General features: G+C 47.9%; 6 protein-coding genes. 4 read left to right on the top strand and 2 right to left on the bottom strand.

Translation table 11 applies throughout. From position 1 onward, the window contains the following. Genes Q4E93_RS25455 through Q4E93_RS25440 form a run of 4 tightly spaced genes read left to right on the top strand, consistent with a single transcriptional unit; the run spans position 1 to position 15,895 of the window. Positions 1-6,972, top strand: coding sequence for a hypothetical protein (locus Q4E93_RS25455; protein ID WP_303590171.1), 6,972 nt, complete (start codon positions 1-3; stop codon positions 6,970-6,972). After that, positions 6,969-7,793 (top strand): hypothetical protein, encoded by an 825-nt coding sequence (locus Q4E93_RS25450; protein WP_303590169.1) that lies wholly within the window; start codon positions 6,969-6,971, stop codon positions 7,791-7,793. Before Q4E93_RS25455 ends, Q4E93_RS25450 begins: the two co-directional genes overlap by 4 nt. Positions 7,794-7,821: 28 nt before the next feature. Then, positions 7,822-15,528, top strand: coding sequence for an RHS repeat-associated core domain-containing protein (locus tag Q4E93_RS25445; RefSeq protein WP_303590167.1), 7,707 nt, complete (start codon positions 7,822-7,824; stop codon positions 15,526-15,528). A 31-nt stretch (positions 15,529-15,559) separates the two neighbouring features. After that, positions 15,560-15,895 carry a hypothetical protein gene (locus Q4E93_RS25440; RefSeq protein WP_303590166.1) on the top strand — a complete coding sequence of 112 codons (336 nt, stop codon included), beginning with the start codon at positions 15,560-15,562 and terminating at the stop codon, positions 15,893-15,895. A 592-nt stretch (positions 15,896-16,487) separates the two neighbouring features. On the opposite strand, the gene Q4E93_RS25435 is transcribed toward Q4E93_RS25440, so the two are convergent. Further along, positions 16,488-17,804, bottom strand: a complete 1,317-nt coding sequence (locus Q4E93_RS25435; RefSeq protein WP_303590164.1) for an ATP-binding protein — start codon at positions 17,802-17,804, stop codon at positions 16,488-16,490. An 80-nt stretch (positions 17,805-17,884) separates the two neighbouring features. Beyond that, positions 17,885-18,781, bottom strand: a complete 897-nt coding sequence (locus Q4E93_RS25430) for an MBL fold metallo-hydrolase (RefSeq protein WP_303590163.1) — start codon at positions 18,779-18,781, stop codon at positions 17,885-17,887. Positions 18,782-18,800: the final 19 nt, after the last annotated feature.

Raw genomic sequence — 18,800 nt, 5'->3', positions numbered from 1 at the left:
ATGATCCAAACGCTTTCTTTTCGATTCCGGCGACGTATTGCAGTAATGATGTACCTGGTGTTCTATCTGCCGGGGATGGCGCCTTTTTATTCTTTGGCTGGATCGACCCGGCGTCTTTCGTATTTTCCAGCGGCATCCGGGAATTCGGTGACCCCTGTGCGGAGGGTTCCTGCACCGGCGGTCGACCCCCGCGTGTTTTCCAGAGGCGTGCAACAACATCCACGCCAGGCTGCATTTATTGGCGGGCCGGCATCGCCCGAGGCCAGCTCTTTTAAGGCCGTTGGCTCCGACAACCTGGTGAACCTGTTCACGGGTGATTTTTCTTACAGCATACCTTTATTGGATGTGGATGGATATCCCGTGAACCTATTCTATAACGGAGGCATCACCATGGAGCAGGAAGCCAGCTGGGTGGGGCTGGGATGGAATATCAATCCCGGGTCGGTGAGCAGGAATATGAGAGGGGTGCCGGATGATTTTGACGGGACGGACATGCTGGAGCAGCAACAAAATGTAAAGCCTAATAAAACCTGGGGAGGAGAGATCGGGATAGACGCTGAAGTGATCGGCATTAAGAAGCCCGACCTTAATTTCAACGTTGGTTTTTCAATCAACAATTACCTTGGACCCGAGTTGACCCTGGGTGCGGGTATTTCCGTCAGCATTCCCATTATGGAGTCAATTGTTCATGAGAAAACTGCCCCCCTGGACAGTGTACAAGGTCTCAGTATTAATTTAGGTGCGAATGCCAAGCTCAGCAGCAGGAGTGGTCTGACCTTATCGCCTTCTCTGAACGCAGGATTGCATTCCGTCAGCCAAAAGATGGACCTGGGCATTGGGCTCAGCACAAGCTATAACTCCCGCACTGGTATTAAGGACCTGAACATTCATTCGCAAATGAGCGTCTTTCATTCTGTGTTGACAACAAAGGGGTATGGGCACTTGGACAAGAGCTTCTCGAGGGATATAACCAGTACGACGATTAGCTTTGCTCGACCATCCTACATGCCTACACTGCGTATGCCTATGCAGTATAGCAATACATCAGGGCAAGTTGAGCTGGGATCGGGGATGTTTGGCCTGAGAGGAGCCGCAACGGCGCAAGGCTATTATTCAGTATCGAGGGTAGCCGATGGCGCCACTACTATTACCAAACCATTGGTAGGATTTATGTACCTGGAAAAAGCCAATGGACGCAGAGATGCCATAATGGACTTCAACCGTGTCAATGATGGAGAAGTGACGCCGCATACACCAGTTCTCTCGGCTCCGCAGTATGACTATGATATTTTTAGTATCCAGGGTGAAGGCACGGGCGGTTCGATCCGCGCCTATCGGAGCGATCTGGGTTTTATGCGAGACAATGAGACCAATTCGAAGGATGACAATTTTTCTATAGGCGCAGATCTTGCTCCTCCGGGCCATTATGGAGGCAACTTCACCCAGGTTTCCACCCCTACCCGGTCTGGGAACTGGGACGACGGAAACAATACCCTGAACCAGACATTGCAGTTCAAGGCACCCAGTCTCAGCGGCTCATTCGAAAATGTTTATTTCCGCAATCCGGGCGAAACCACCGTTACCAACGACATGATGATTAACAAGATGGGCAGGGACAACCTGGTACGCTTCAGATTAGGCGGATCTTCGGTGTCTCCCCGGCTCCAATCCGAGTTGGAGCAATTTAGTAAGAAGACAAATGCTCCCATGGGCATTATCTCACTTGCGCAAGCCAATGGTGATGATAAAAAGCCTCGTGAAAAGCGCACCCAGGTCATCACCATGCTGAATGCGGGCGACGCAGCCAAGGTTGGCCTGGATACTTCCCTTCGCAGCTATCAGAATACGCTTGACGGAAATAACAACCTTCAATTTACCAGCATTCCACGTGTGGGCAGTTACCGTAAAACCAATCACATCTCGGAAATATCCGTACTGGAGGGGAGCGGCATGCGTTATGTATACGGGTTGCCCGTATACAATGTCCAGCAAAAGGATTTTACTTTTTCAGTAAGGAAGATCGGCAATGCAACGACCAATCTCGTCGACTACGATACAGATGAACCAACTATTAACTCTTCAGCTATTAATGACAATAATGGCCTTGACGGATATGTGAATGTGCAAAATACGCCGGCCTATGCATCCTCATTTATGCTGACTGGACTTTTATCCCCCGATTATGTTGACCGTACCGGGGATGGCATCACAGAGGACGACCTTGGAAATGCGGTGAAGTTCGACTATAGCATGTCCCCTTCCACCCATAAGTGGCGGACGCCACGCAACAATAGCGCGGGTAATAAAGCTCATTTCAACGTGGGTTTGCGTACTGAAAAGAGAGATAACAAGGCGACTATCTCTTATGGGGAGCGGGAAGCCTGGTATCTGCGTGCCATCGAATCCAAGGCGATGATCGCGATTTTCAGCACCAGCCCCCGCCAGGACGCAAAAGGTGTGCAAAGCGACCAGAACGGCATGATCAATGGAGCTGAGAATGCCAATCAAAAACTGGATAGTATCATGCTTTATACCAAATCGGAAATAAAGACCAAGGGTCTGGCTGCAGCAGTACCATTAAAGACAGTTCATTTTGATTATTCCTACGCGCTTTGCAACGGCACGCCGGACGATGCCTCAGGGGGCAAGCTGACACTGACCGACGTGTACTTCACGTTCAACGGACAATCCCGGGCTTCTAAAAACATGTATGTTTTCAATTATGGAACGCTTGATCATACAACCGATAACCCTCAGTATACTTACAACGCTTCGGATCGTTGGGGTACTTATAAGCCTATTACTGATTCAACCGGGGCGGCGGTGAATCCGGCTGGTCTAAGCAATATCGACTATCCTTACACTTCGCAGAACAAAGGTGCAAATGACGTATTTGCAGGAGCATGGGGACTCAAGAAGATCCTCTTGCCTTCAGGGGGACAAATGGAGGTGCAGTATGAGGCCGACGATTATGCGTATGTTCAGAACCGAAGGTCATGCAATATGATGCAGCTTTACGGTATAGGCAACAGCACCACTTACTCAGCAGGTAATATGCTGTACTCCCGCACGGCTAACCAGGATTTGTACTATGCCTATGTGCAGCTGCCATCGCCATTACAGAATACCGACCTGGCGAAGCTTAAACAGGAAATCTACTCCAAGTACCTCGATGGCCTGGGACAGCAGCTGGCTTTCAAGCTAGATGTAAATATGCCAAAGGGGGTTGAGCCACTGACGGTATATGCCAATTTTGACGATTATGGTATTTGTACAAATAGCACGGATCGAACGATCATTTACCTGAAGCTAAGACCGGTGGATAACAAGAGCCCGCTGGCTAATGCTTCGATACATTTCCTGATCGATAATTTACCTGCCCAGGTCTTTTCCGGCTATGATCTGAGCGATGATACCGGAATTGAGGCCTTTTTTGCCATGATCGGCGGCGCGCTGGGTAGTCTGACCAAGGCTTTTACCAATGCCGAAAATCAGGTGCGTGATGCCCAGAAGGGCTGCCTCATTAACCTGGCAAGCTCATTTGTACGCCTGGCGGCTCCTACCTTCTTTAAATACGGAGGCGGGCACCGGGTGAAGCGATTGCTGGTCAAGGATAACTGGAACGCGATGAGCCAGCAGTATGATTCTCAATATGGGCAGGATTATGACTATACCACGACGGCCAAGGTCAACGGGGTCGTAACTACCATCAGCAGCGGGGTGGCTTCTTATGAGCCGGGCATCGGCAGTGAAGAGAACCCATTCCGGGAGATCTTACAGTTCGAGAATAAGCTGCCGCTGGCATCTGCCCAATATGGCGCCATTGAAATGCCGATGTTGGAAGGACTATATCCTGCGCCTGTGGTGGGATATAGCAAGGTGACTGTCCGGTCCATCCATCGGAAAGGCACCCATGCGGATTCTGTCGTACGCTCTTCGATCGGTAAGCAGGTGACGGAATTCTATACGGCAAAGGATTACCCGAGCTTTTCCACCTATACGCCCATGTATAATATGGATTATCACCAGGCGCCTCCGTTCACTTTCTTTTATAAGGAGACAATCGACCGTCGTACCACCTCGCAGGGTTTCCTGGTGGAGACGAATGATATGCATGGTAAGATGAAATCGCAGGCGGCTTATAGTGAAAGCGATGAGAATACTCCTTTGTCGTATACTGTGCATACCTATAAGAACACGGGAGCCAATGGGCTGAATGACCTGGTGGATTTTGTCCATAATGAGCAGGGAGGGGCTGTTATCAGCGGCAATATGGGTGTAGATATGGAGTTGATGACGGACGTGCGTGAATTCAGTATCAGGAGCACGGGGACCAATACCCAGGCGCAAGTGGACTTCTTCTCTTTTGTGCCCTGGCCGATATTCGGTGTGTTCGTTTATCCCCTGGACTCTTATATTGAGAATATATACAGGGCTGTAACGACCACCAAGCTGATAAACTATCACGCTATCGAAGACAGCGTGATAGTCAACGATAAAGGCAGCACGGTGACAACCAGGAACATTGCCTATGATGCTGAGACGGGCAGTCCCATCGTGAATAAGACGCTGAACGAGTTCAATGACCCTGTATATTCAACTAGCTATCCAGCTTATTGGGCGTACAGCGGGATGGGGCCGGCGTATAGTAATATAGGAATGGAGTTCAAAGACGTGAATATCAGCAGCGGGCAGGTAATAAGTGGTATTCCCAACCAAGGCGTGCTGGAAAGCGGAGATGAGCTTTATGTGGAAGGGAAGACAGGTAGTCAGCCGACTTGTCCGGATCCATCGCCCGATAGGAATAAATTGTGGGTCTTTGACTTTAATAAGAATGTGACAGCCCTTACTGTTCCTGTTGCCAACCGGAACCTGTTGCTGATGGATACAGCCGGCCAGCCTTACACTGCATCGGGCGTTACATTAAGAATCATTCGGAGCGGCCACCGCAACCTGCTCGGAGAAAATGTAACTGCTATTACTTCCATGGTGAGCCCGATCGCTACGGTTTCCGGGATCCGAAAACTCGTCATCGACGGCGCGAGCAAGGCCATAGCTGCATCTGCAATTGAATTCAGGGAGAAATGGCAGACAGATAATGATGAGATACTGAAGACATCATACAGCATTGTCAATTGTATCAACGTAGAGAGCCAGGATTGCAACGGCTCGCTGCAAAACCATATTAATCCCTATCTCAAGGGGCTGGTGGGGAATTTTAAACCCTATCGGAACTATGTCTATTACGGGTCTCGTATGGAGACCGATCCTGACGTCAATACGACGATCCGTAAAAATGGCTATCTGTCAGGATTTGGTAGTTTCTGGAGCTTTGACGGCAATAGCAACATGGTGCCAGACAATGTCAATACCAGGTGGGTTTGGAATAGCGAGCTAACAAAAATAAATGCCAAAGGCCAAGAATTGGAAACAAGGGACGCGCTCAATCGGTATACGGCGGCCCAATATGGTTTTGGAAAGGAACTGCCGGTAGCGATGGTCCAGAATGCTCGTTATGGTCAGGCATTCAGCGAAGGGTTTGAAGATTACAGATATTCCGATACGGTGAACGTGATGATCCCGAACCTGTGCGCTAAACGGTATATCGACTTCGTCGGGGTAGGTACTATTCAGAATACAGATGCGATGAATTTCAATGCGCATACGGGTAAATATGTATTAAAGGTAAATCAGGGGACTATTGGGGTCAGGACCATCGATGTTGTTGGCAGCGCCAAGGAAGATTTTCATTTCAATATCTTTAAAGACACATCCCACCGGCCTTATCAAACGGGTGGTGTCATTAATAACGCCCAGGTAGAGCCATTCGTTCCTGCAGATAATAATGTAGCATATCAAACGCCGCAAGCGTTATGGGAAGGAATTACCAACTTTTCAAATGGAGGGTTTCAAGTGCCTTTTGTTGTTATCAGGGATGCTTTTTTCGATAATAATAAAACCAGGAGGCATTTTTTCAATATCTCTAATACATACTATATCGATGTACTGCAGAGCGGATATTACGATTTCCACCTGAGGTATGGTAAGAACGAGACCTGCAATTTCACTGCTTTATCCATTCAGGTTAATATGGAAAGAGTTGACGGTCCGCAAGAAACGCAACATTTTTCACTAATTAATACTACTGGAGTTGATTACACGAACGTTTTGGTTTGCAAGGGTCTATACAAAGTAACGTCAATTATCAAGAATGCCTTGCAGTGGTCTTTATTTGATAGCCCTCCTAATGATTGGGAGTTTGACATTCTTTGGCCAATTACAACCTGTGACTCCTACATCAATTACTCATGGGGATGGTATGTTCCACCACCATCCTGGCCGGATGGTGGAAATAATAGTTGGGGATACACCGGTATTTCCTTTTCGACCAATGCAGCTAATGTCAGTTATAAAACTACCTCAACGGTAAATGGTTGCATCACAACCAGACCAGTTGCTGCCACTGACTCTATGCTCAATCCATCTTTCTCCGTGGCCCCCGGAAGTAGAATGCTTTTCTCAGGATGGGTAAGAGAAAGCTGCTCAACCACGCCCTGTACCAAGGCTAGCTATTCAGATAGTAGAGTAGAATTGAATTTTGGTGGTGCCGGAGCAGCGGTGATGCTTGAGCCAACTGGGGCAATTATTGAAGGATGGCAAAAAGTGGAAGGGGAATTTACAGTGCCGCAAACTGCCACTACCATGCAGCTACGGCTGGTAAATAGTGGTACGGCTGATAATTATTGGGATGATATAAGAATACAACCTTTCAATGCAGATACGAAAAGTTATATATATGATCCCCGGACCCTTCGCCTAACCGCTGAGTTGGATGGGAACAACTATTCTACTTTTTATGACTATGACGAAGAAGGACAGCTGGTGAGGGTAAAGCAGGAAACCTTGCAGGGCATCAAGACTATAAAAGAAACAAGGTCCGCAAAGCAAAAGTCAATTAATACCATACAATGAGAAAATTAGTATATATACAGCTGTTGTTCATTTTGATTGCTAATAATGTGTTTGCTCAAAAAAAGGGGGATACTACGGCTATGATCAGGGAATTTAACCAGGTGATGGCGTTTGCAGTACAGCCTTATCTGCATTACAGCAGCCTCATTTCTCTCCGATCCGGGCCAATGATGGACACGACGAAAACCGGCAATGTCCTGCATAATGAATTTTATAAGGTGCAGGACGACCTTTATTACGGCAACGAACAGGAGGAAATATTCCTGCAGGACAGCCTGATGGTCCGGATCAGTCATTCCCGTAAAATGATCCAGATGAACAAGGTGGACATGGCTACGAAAAAGAAGATCGATATCCTGCCCCTTAAGAATACAGATGTGCAAAGAATGCTACGGGAACGTTGCACGGTGTCCAGACTGCCGGATGCAGGAGATACGGGACAGATCATTATCAGGACCAATGAAAGAAGGACGCCGCAGGGCTTTGCGAATTCAGAGATGGTCCTGATCTACCATCGTGGATCTCATCTGCCCTTGCTGATGGAGGTCAGTATGCATATGCGGAATGAAGCGACCGAACAAATGGGGGACATGTTTAAGGCTAACGGCTTTAATGTAGCGAAGATGGAAACGGAGAAGGATGGTAGGAAAAATCTCGAAATAACGCAGACGGTATCCGTCAGCTTTAGGGAGATAGAGGTGGCGAAAGATAAAGCCGGACAAATGCCTTTATGGAGGGATCGGGTGAATTACGATGCAAAATCGAATAACTACAGTGGAAGAGCCAGGTGTGAAGGATATGAAGTAATAAAGACCTTCTAGTAACAGGAATGCTTTTAAACATCTGTTTATGCAAATTATTTTTCTGAGACGCTTATTCTATGTGTGCTTGTTGCTGTTGATGGCATCGGGATCGCTGCGTGCACAGTTCGAGGAGGGGCAATCTTCGGGGACAATGAACCATTTGCCTTGTACTGGGCCTTTGCCTTCTTCGCCGGATAAGGTGTTCTACACGCCCCTGGGGGCCACTTCCAGGAAGATCAGGAATATTGTGCGATTCAAGATCGATGAGTCGGCGCCGGGGGGCACTAGCGGAACATTCCTGTATTTTAAGTCTGGATTCACCGCTACGGTATCTCTAAAGGTGGAGATGTGGACCTTATTTCCTACCGGCAGCCAGACTCCCGATGTGACCAATAGTAACCTTACGCTGACAGTGAACTATGACCCGGCGACCGGGGTAAAATATAATCCCACATCGTACGTCCTGCTGGATGCTACGGCGGGGTACGAGCAGGTGCAGGTGACCATTAACAGCGTGACAGTCACCGGTTTGTCGAATGGTTGGACGACCGCCGACGTATTGCCGTTGCTTTTTGTTGATAACGAGATAAGCTATCTGCGTTATTATTCTACGCCTGTTTTGGCGGCTCCTGTAAGCTTTAGCCAAAATTATGACGATGTCAATCATCCTGATCAGCTATCCGTAGGATGGAGCTTTCCAGCCGGGAATAACCACAATATGGCGCAGCTGGAGTATGCATGGGTGGAAAATGAGACAAAGGCTTTTTATAATGTGGCGGGAGTATTTGATCCGAATGCATTGTTCATGAGTAATAGCTCCCGGATCGATATAGATATCGCTTCTAACAACGCCTACAATTATAGTGTGCCATTGCTGTATCCTGCCAACCCGCTGAGTGGAGGTACTTTGTATTACCGGGTCCGGGCGGCACTCAAAAGAAATGACGGCAACCTGATAACGGGGCCATGGTCCACTGCACAACCATACCCTTACGCCGGTCATCAGCCGAATATGAACTGGCAGGTATCTACGGTTTTTGCCGAAAACGCCAAAAGCAAGACTGTCATACAGTACTTCGACGGAAGCCTCCGGCCCAGGCAGACGGTGACAAAGGACAACAGCACCGGCAATACAACAGTGGCGGAAACCATTTATGATCTTCAGGGCAGACCCAATGTACAGATATTACCTACGCCTACCCTATCGACTGCAATTCAATATTTTAAGGATTTCAACCGGTTTGAAGGACAAAGCACGAATGATAACCCAGCAAAATATTTCGATCTGGCCGTAGCCGGCAATCAATGTGTCGGCGCACCGGCTTTAAAAAAAGATCGAGGGAACGGGCAGTATTATTCTCCCAATAACCCGTGGATCGCTTCTGAGGCAACCGCCAAACTGGTGCCGGATGCGAATGGCTATGCGTATTCAGAAACGAGATATACGGATGATCCTACCGGGCGAATCACCAGCCAGGGAGGGGTAGGGCAGTCCCACCAGACTGGAAGCGGGCACGAGACCAAATATTTCTATGGTAAACCGACGCAGAACGAACTTGATGCTTTATTCGGGACTGAGGCAGGTGATGCGACCCATTATTTTAAGAATATGATGCAGGATGCGAATGGTCAGATGAGTGTCAGCTATGTGGATATGCATGGTCGTACGGTGGCCACGGCCCTCGCAGGTGACGCGCCCGGAAAGCTTTCGGCCATCAATAATAACGGTACGTTTTATCCCGCCGCTTCAGGTATGCTGACCAGCAACCTGCTTACTCCTACCAGCAATATCATTAAGGATAATTCCATTGAATCCATCAGCACACTGCTGCTGCCAACCTCCACTCATTATTATTTTACCTATCAGCTGACTCCAGCCATTTTGCAACAAATGAGCTGCAATAACCAGTCTATTTGTTTTGACTGTAAGTATGACCTGGAGATATCCATCCGTCCGGAAGGCTGCTCCAATGCGGCGCCTATCGTAAAACATTATAATAACCTGCAGATGGTTGCTGCCGGCCAGGCCTGCGGAAGTTCCATGGGATTCACCGGGGATAATATCGGCACGGCTACCACCCAAATACAATTTGATACTACGCTGGGGGTGGGATCATGGATCGTCAGGAAGACACTCACCCTTAACGACTCGTTACTTAAGATCAGAGAGGATAGTGCCTTGAAAGTATTCCTGTGCAAAACCCAGCAGGATATCGAGGATTCGATCTTCAGCGCGTTGTCTGCTTCAACCAACTGTGGAGTTCCGCGTGCCACCCGTAATTGCAGCGCCTGTCAGGCTCAGCTGGGAGATTATGCCACCTACAAGAGCAATTATATCAGCTCCGTCGGCGGAAGCACTTCCCTGTCTGACTCGGCCTTACATGCGTTATATGCCCAGGATTCTCTGGCCTGCTCCGAGGCTTGCGGCCTTTCGGTGAATCCGGCATTCAGCACACTTGGGATGATACGGGCACGTATGCTCGCCGACATGATACCTTATACGGGGCAATATGCGTTGCCGTCGGCGGATGCAACCAGCCTGTCATCGCGCTACAATATATTCGCCACCGCTTCCAACTATGGCAATATCAGAACCCGGCCTTATTTCAGGAACCCGGTATCAGAGCCTAACGGCGATCCTAATTACTATGTCAATACGGATGGAACGGCAGATATTATGCTTTACCCTAACGGCCAGGCGGATCATGCTACGATCAATGCCCTCGCTGCTAGTGATTTTGCTGTGATGTTCAAGCGTAATTGGGCGGACAGGCTGATCTATTTCCATCCGGAATACAGTAAACTGCATTATGCCGAGACGACAATGGCATCCTCTTACAACTGGCTGGACAATGTGATGCATTGCAATACGTATGCTGACGCATTGGCCAAAGGTTATCTGAATCCTGTGTCCAGTGATCCGTATTTTACTTACAATAGCAACCATGGATATGTGCAAACCGACCGGGACTCCATGCTGTATTATTTGTCTGTCAGCGTCAATCCAAACGAGTCAGGCAATCATACGATCTGGCGGATTGCAAATGGTGTGGCCCTGGTGGATACGACGCTTCCGCAGGCGCTACAGTTCAATTTTATGGCGGGCATGAACAAGGATGGTATCGATCCTTCCGCGGTCACCGATGCCCAGAAAAATGCCGTCTGGCTGGCTTTCCGCAATCAATATCTTTCCTACCGTAATGATATGGTGGTGAAGTATGTCAATGCCCAGATGTTCGGAAGCCTATCCGAGACGCAGATGAACCAGCTGCGGGATGTGGATCATAAGACGCTCTACTTCTTTTCGATGCAGGACAATGCAACCCAAAATGGCTGGACCTGGTGGGGGCAAGCTGCCAATAAAGGAGGTGTTGATCCCGTGTCTCTTGCTACCCAGGCCACGGCAAATGCAGCCCCGTATCTTTTGGACCAATGTGCGGGTCAACGACCTTTCTGGCAAGGAAGACTGATGCAGTGTGAGCAACTCCAGCAGTTCCTTTTAACAGAGACCCATAGCGACTCGGTAAAGGTCACCAATATCATCAATACTATCCTGGATTCGATGGTAATGGTGTGTCACAATTCCATTAATGGCAATAACCCTGAAGGCGCGTCCAATGTCAATCCCGCCTTACGCCCTCTCAATCCCGATAATTTTGAGGCTATCATCAATCATGTTTTTACTGCCAATGGTATTGCTACCCTTCCGGGCGACAATTATTTCTGTAACCCGTATTCCGTGGACTACCCCAAGCCATTTAATGCTAACCCGCCTTTATATGTAAAGCAGGCTGCTTATGCGGATACCTGCAATTGCAGTCAATTTGCGATGTTAAAAGCTGCTGCAAAGGCTGCCGGTTATGATAGCACCAGTTTAAGCAGCATGAATGCATATTTGCTCGCTAACTATGGAGATTCGCTGACCTTGCCACTCTGGCAAGGGTTGGCAAGCTGCAATGGGTTTACTTTCTGGACCACCGGCTGTGTGCCCAGGTCGGGTGGTGGCGATTCCTGTTTCACCTACTACAGGCGTATTCCTATTGGCGCCCAGGTGGTCGTTCCCGCATTTCTGAATTGCGGCTATGTGCGCCCTTGCGTCACCTGCACCGTGCTCAAGAATTATACTGATACCTTCAGACTCTTGTACCCTGCCTATTCCGCAGTGCCTTACGTCGGAGAGACCGATGCCAATATGGTGCGCCAAAATGAATTATGGGCAAGGTACCTTAATTACAAGACAGGATTCAACAAATCGGCCAACGAATATGCGGCAGTTTACCCCTCCTGTTTTTATGCGAATGGCGCCCCAGCCTGGCTGTTGTTGACCGACCGTGCTACCCAGCCCCCTTCGGGTTCGCCGCCGCCGCAATTGTATATTGCCCGGGACAGCATCATCTTCTTCCAGGAGTATAGCAGCCTCAATACGGATGAGTTCGAGACCTTACTGTCGGGCAATGGCGGGGCCGGCGAATATGCGCTCTGCGACTTTTCAAAGCCGGTGACTTCTTTCCCCCTGCCGGATACCACCGACGCCAACCCTTGCCAACAAGCGAAAGATGAGGCTAAGTTTATAGGGATGCTGATCTTCCAGCAGCGCAAGGACTCTTTGATCGGCAATTTTGACAGTCTGTATAAGGCAAAATGTTTTAGCGCGCAGTCTGCCGAAGTATTCTATGCCACGTATCAGCCTTCCGAATATCACTATACCCTGTATTATTATGACCAGGCGGGTAACCTGGTGAAGACGCTGCCTCCGGCGGCTGTCAGACCTAATTTCAATGCGACTTATCTGGCGCAGGTGCAGTCCTCCCGGTTGGCTGCTACGGACCTGTCCAATGGTACGAATATCGAGAACATGGCCACCCAGTATCGGTATAATTCACTGAACCAGGTGGTGGCCCAGCGGTCACCGGATGCAGGGATCGCAAATTTCTGGTATGACAGGCTCGGGCGGCTGGCGGTCAGCCAGAATGCCAAACAGCTGGCGGACCCGTCGTACAGCTATACGATATATGATCAATTGGGTCGTATTAAGGAGGTAGGTCAGAAACCTCAGTCCACGGGTATGACCCAGACCATCAGCCAGGACGAGACAGCGCTGAGCAACTGGCTGGCGGACCTGACTTCAGGGGGTACCAAGGCGCAGGTCACACGGACTGTCTATGATGTGCCGTATGTCGGCTTTAGCGGGTTGGCACCATTGGGACAGGTGAACCTACGGAACAGGGTAGCGTATACGCAAGTGTTTGACGCGGAGAATCTTGCCTATCGTGCCGCCACATATTATAGCTATGACGTGCACGGCAACGTGGATACCCTGGTACAGGATTATGGGGCATCCAGCGTTATGACGCCGAATGGCAACCAGTATAAGCTGATCAAATATGATTATGACCTCGTCAGCAATAAGGTCAACCAGGTGAGCTATCAGCCGGGCCGGATCGATGCTTTCTACCATCAATATACTTATGATGCGGAGAACAGGATCACCGGTGTGCGCACAAGCCGGGATTCCATTCAATGGGAAAATGACGCCACTTATCAGTATTACCGGCATGGACCGCTGGCCCGCGCGACATTAGGCGGACTGCAGGTGCAGGGGATTGACTATGCCTATACGCTGCAGGGATGGCTTAAGTCCGTCAATCCATCGTGGGTAGATGGCGGTGGGGGGGACCTGTATGACTCCGATGGTACGGGCGTGAATTCACCATTTGCCCGGGATGCCTTTAAGTTCAACCTGCATTATTTTGATGACGGTGTTTATACGGATTACAAGCCAGTATCAGCACCTGTAGGATACGTCCAGGGCAATACCTTGCCTTTGGCGTCCAGGAACAACCTGTACAACGGGAATATCAACAGCATGGCGGTGAATATCCGCAAGCTGACGACGAGCACGCCGATGATCTACAACTATAAGTATGATCAGCTGAACCGGATCAGCAGCATGGATGCGTGGGCGGCCAATGGCAGCTTTGGGCCTACGGGTACGGCGCCGATGCAGGATTATGCGGAAAGGTATGGTTATGATCCGAACGGGAATATATTGACGCTAAGCCGGAATGGATTTGGGTCCAACCTGGCCATGGACAACATGAGCTATAAGTATCAGTATGTGAAGGGAGATGGCACCATAGGGGAATACACCCCCGGTCAGGCGGTGTCCGGCAGTGTAGATCATATGACTAACCGGCTGTCTAGCATTGGAGATATTGCGAGCACGGGGTATGATGATATAAAATCACAGGCGCCACTCCATTACCAGTATGACCAGATCGGTAACCTGATCAATGACAGTTCGAGCACGATAACCTGGAATGTATATGGGAAGATCCTTACGATCACGAATGCTTCCGGGGTCATTACTTATACTTATGATGCTTCCGGCAATAGGATTAGTAAGAATGTAGGGGGGATCACCACCTGGTATGTGCGGGATGCGTCCGGGAATGTGATGGCTACGTATGTGCAAGGGGATAATGCGAAGAACAGCGGGGCGTTGACGCAGACGGAGGCGCATGTATATGGCAGCAGCCGATTGGGTATTTTGAATTTAAATGTAAATTGCACGAACCTGGCGGCACCGACGGCTAATGTGTGGGTGCGGGGGAGCAAGCTCTTTGAATTAAGTAATCATTTGGGGAATGTGCTGGTGACAGTGACAGATAAGAAGATCCAGAACTCGGCTGGCCTGTCGGTCGTGGATTATTATTCGGCTGATGTGGCGAGTGCGACGGATTATTATCCTTTTGGGATGCAGATGCCGGGGAGGACGTTTAGTAGTGGGGGGTATCGGTATGGGTTTAATGGGAAGGAGAATGATAATGAGGTGAAAGGGATCGGGGATCAGATTGATTACGGGATGAGGGTGTATGATCCGAGAGTGGGGAAGTTTTTGAGTGTGGATGCGTTGACTAGGCAATATCCAGAATTAACACCGTATCAATATACTGGAAATAACCCTATAGCTGGAGTTGACCTAGATGGCAATGAATTTATTTTTTGGTATCTCAGCGAAAAGGCAGAGAAGTATTTATACGGAACTACTCACTTGAGAGGAGTGAGAGAAGGGTTCTTGGAGCAGGCCGAGAAAAATGTGGATCAAATAGTACATAGTGTAAAATCACTAATTAATACTAAATATAGAGGTCCCATTTATGGAGTCAACACAACATATATTGCTGGTATTCCCCCAGGAGCAAAACCTGAAATTAACCCTGAGCTAGCATCGGCAGCCGAAGCAGTAAAAAAGACTCTTGATGAATACCAAGATTTAGTAAAAAAAGCGGCTAATGGCGATAATAAGGCCGTCGGAGCACTAGCTTTTGAAGCTGGAATACTCTTTTTCCCGGGCGGTGAGGAGGCAAAAGCGGCCTCTATGATTCCTAGAGGGTTTAAAAATGCGGAACAATTTGCAAAAGTTGGTGAAGAATTGGCAGCTGCATTGGATAAATCAGGTATTAATTATGAAAAAATGGGTGTCACGGGGAGCTCTGTTACGGGAGTTTCTTCAAAGGGTGGTGGATTTCGGCAGGTGGCAACTGGAGGTCTTAAAGCCAGTGATATAGATGTCTTTGTAATTTTAAGAGAAGATATTCCAGTTAGCGGGGGAAAAGCAAGGCCTGAATTTATACATCCTGATAAAATGATTAATGCTTATCCCGCTTTACGCGAATGGTCTGAAAAATGGAGTAAAATTTTACAAAGAGAGATCACCCCGGCAGCTATTAAGCCCAAACCAAAAAAGTAATTAATATATGATTGAACATTTATTTTTTTATATGAATAGCGAAATCGAAGACGTGTCGCGGAAGGTTTTCGCCTGCCTTGGGATTGATAGCAATATATTAGAGGGAGATAGCAATCATGTCCTCAATGGAACATATTATTCATATTCGGTATTTGGAATTCAGATCCAGATAGAAAAAAACAACTACGATTATGACGATTCATATAACTATATGATTAAAATAAAGAAGAACGTTTTATTGGAATTGCAAATGGACCCAACAATGATAAAAAAACTGGTTCTCATCATTATTGATTTGCTACAAAAGAATTTAAAAACGACAATTGCATACGAAATGGAGGGTGGTGGCATTCAATTGTTCAATTAGCGTGTTTCTGCGATCTTTATTGTCTTTTCGGACTGACGGAGAATATAGCATTCATTCACCACTGGCGTTGCGGACGGAGGCGGGGTCGGGAAGTTATTCCTATGTCGTGGATGATTCCGAATTACTTGACCGATTTAAGGCTAAAAACATGAGATACCGTGCTAATTTCTTTTATATCCTGACTCCTGTCATTTAAATTTTATTTTACCTTATTGCATACGGGGCGGCTAATTACCTGGCTCATATTTTTAAAATGGTTTATGGGAGAGGTGTGGCATGGGAATATCGGCTGAATGGTATGCTGAAATATGTATTGTTATCATAGCCGCGTTGGCTGCGCTGAATTATTTTTTTCCAAACAGGGTACTATTATTTTCCGTGGTTGCCGCCGTGGTTTTCGGAGCTCTTGTTGCGCCGGTGCTGGAGACTTATCCTTATCGGGGAGGAGTGGTGACCCTGATTGGGTCGATTGGCATTTTTATGAATTATTGGATGCTTTTAAGATATCAGAGTGCCTGCCAGGCTGATAATGCAAGATCCACACCTGGAGAGTAGCATTTCCAAGCTTTTTATGATGACGGAATGCGTTGTATTAGGAAAGCCGAAGCAATTTCTCAGTGTAATCAACCATGAATAGCGGAATATTGAGTAACCCGTCATCCTTCTTTAAGTTTTTCAATGAATACCGAATTCGAAGTGGTGGGTGATATAGTCCATTATAAAGGGTAAGGCTTTTGCTATGTATGCTTTCGTCTGATTTTACCTCTATGGGGATGATGTCATTCTTTATTTGGATTAAAAAGTCTACTTCTGCTTGATTGCCGGAGGTCCAATAACGAGGAATTCCTTCGAAGTGTGCAATCAGATGCTGTAGTATATAGTTTTCGCTCAGGGCTCCTTTAAATTCAGTAAATAGCCGGTTTCCCTCCCTTATTGCAATAGGATCCAAAAACGAAAGCCTACGGAGCAATCCTACATCGAGTAAATAGAGCTTAAAAGCGGAAAGATCGTCATAAGCAGAAAGGGGCAAACCTGGTTTGGAGATACGAAAAATACGATGTACTAAACCTGCATGCGAAAGCCAGAGCAGGGCATCTTCGTATTCGCGGGAACGAGCTCCGGGCTTTACTGCTTGATACAAAAACTTTTTATTATCCCTGGCCAACTGAGAAGGAATGGAAGACCATAGATAGTTGAGTTTCGGAATTTCCTTTTTTTCAGCATGCTTTGAAAAATCCAGCGCATAGGCATTGAGTACATTTTGAAGCACCTGCTGTGTTCTTTCTATATTTTGCTTTTCTAATAATGCTACTACAGCTTCAGGCATTCCGCCGGAAATGAAGAACATTTTTAGTTTGTCGACCAACGGATGAAAGAAAATATCCGGCAGTGGCTCAATCCGGTCAATGCTTTCTAAAAAAGAAAATAACTCCGGGTCGGCAGCGGATAAGAACTCTGCAAAACAGACGGGATTTAAATGCAGAAAATCTACTTTTCCAACAGGAAAAGAATTTCCTTTTGACATGGAAACCCCGAGTAAAGAGCCTGCCCCGGCCACTGCATACTCAGGAGCATTTTCACTAAAATATTTTAACGCGTTCAGTGCATCATTGCATTCCTGGATTTCATCAAAGATGATAAGTGTTCTTTGCGGCACTATTGGCTGCCCATGCACTAAAGACAAATTCTGTAAAATCCGCCTTACATCTTTTGTATTTTCAAAGAACTGTTTCAGATCGGGTTGTTCTTCAAAATTGAAATAGGCGACATTGTCAAACTCTGATGTACCAAAATGCTTCAATAACCAGGTTTTACCTACTTGTCTGGCACCCTGAAGGATGAGCGGTTTCCTCTCCGGTGACTGCTTCCAGCGTAATAATTTCCTCTGTATTGCTCTTTTTATATCCATTTTTCACAATTTATCTGCCGTTTTTGTGTAAAAAATCACATAATTGGCACATAATCCTGTAAAAATAAGACTTTTCCGACTCAAAGAGAGAACGATTCTCCCATTTTAACCCCCTTCTCTGTCTTCTCCAGCGTACAGCACTCATTCACCGCATCATGCTCCAGCATCAACACATACCCACCCGCCGCAGCCTCCTCCCAGAACGACCGCTTCTCTTTTAAGGTCGTCAGCGGGAACATATCGTAAGCCATCACCCAGGGCAGGGGAATATGACCAACCGAAGGCAGCAGGTCTGCCATAAACACATGCGTACGACCCTTGTATTGCATTTGCGGCAACATCATGGACTCCGTGTGACCATTGGCGAGGCGAACGGAGAGGCCAGGGATAATGACGTTGGAAATGGTTTCAAGGGGACCGCCGGCCCAGGTGGCGCCGATGGAAAAAGTGGAAACACTGGAAGCCGGTACGGCGGCATCCACGAATTGCAGTTGCCCGCTCTCCTGGATAGGCAGGATATTCTCCCGCAAAAAAGACGCTTTCTCCCGCTCGTTCGGCTCCGTCGCCCATTTCCAGTGTCGGGAATGGCTCCAATACACCGCATTCTTAAAGGCAGGCACGAGCCTTTCGCCAACCCGGATGATGCTGCCGCCGCAATGGTCGAAATGGAGGTGGGTGAGGAAAACGTCGGTAATATCGTCGCGGTGGAAGCCGTGTTTTGCCAGGGATTTGTCGAGGGTGTTGTCGCCGTGGAGGTAATAATGACTGAAGAATTTTGCATCCTGCTTGTCGCCTATGCCATTATCCACCAGGATAAGCTTATTGCCTTCCTGGATAAGGAGACAGCGCATGGTCCAGGTGCAGAGATTGTTTTCGTCGGCGGGATTGACCTTATTCCAGAGGGTCTTGGGCACCACGCCGTGCATGGCGCCGCCATCCAGCTTGAAGAGTCCTGTTTCTATGAAAATGAGTTGCATATGGTCAATTTGAATGGAT

It is taken from the genome of Flavitalea plasmicola (genome assembly GCF_030546645.1).
Classification (GTDB): domain Bacteria; phylum Bacteroidota; class Bacteroidia; order Chitinophagales; family Chitinophagaceae; genus Puia.
This window is presented reverse-complemented; position numbering and strand designations above follow the sequence as displayed.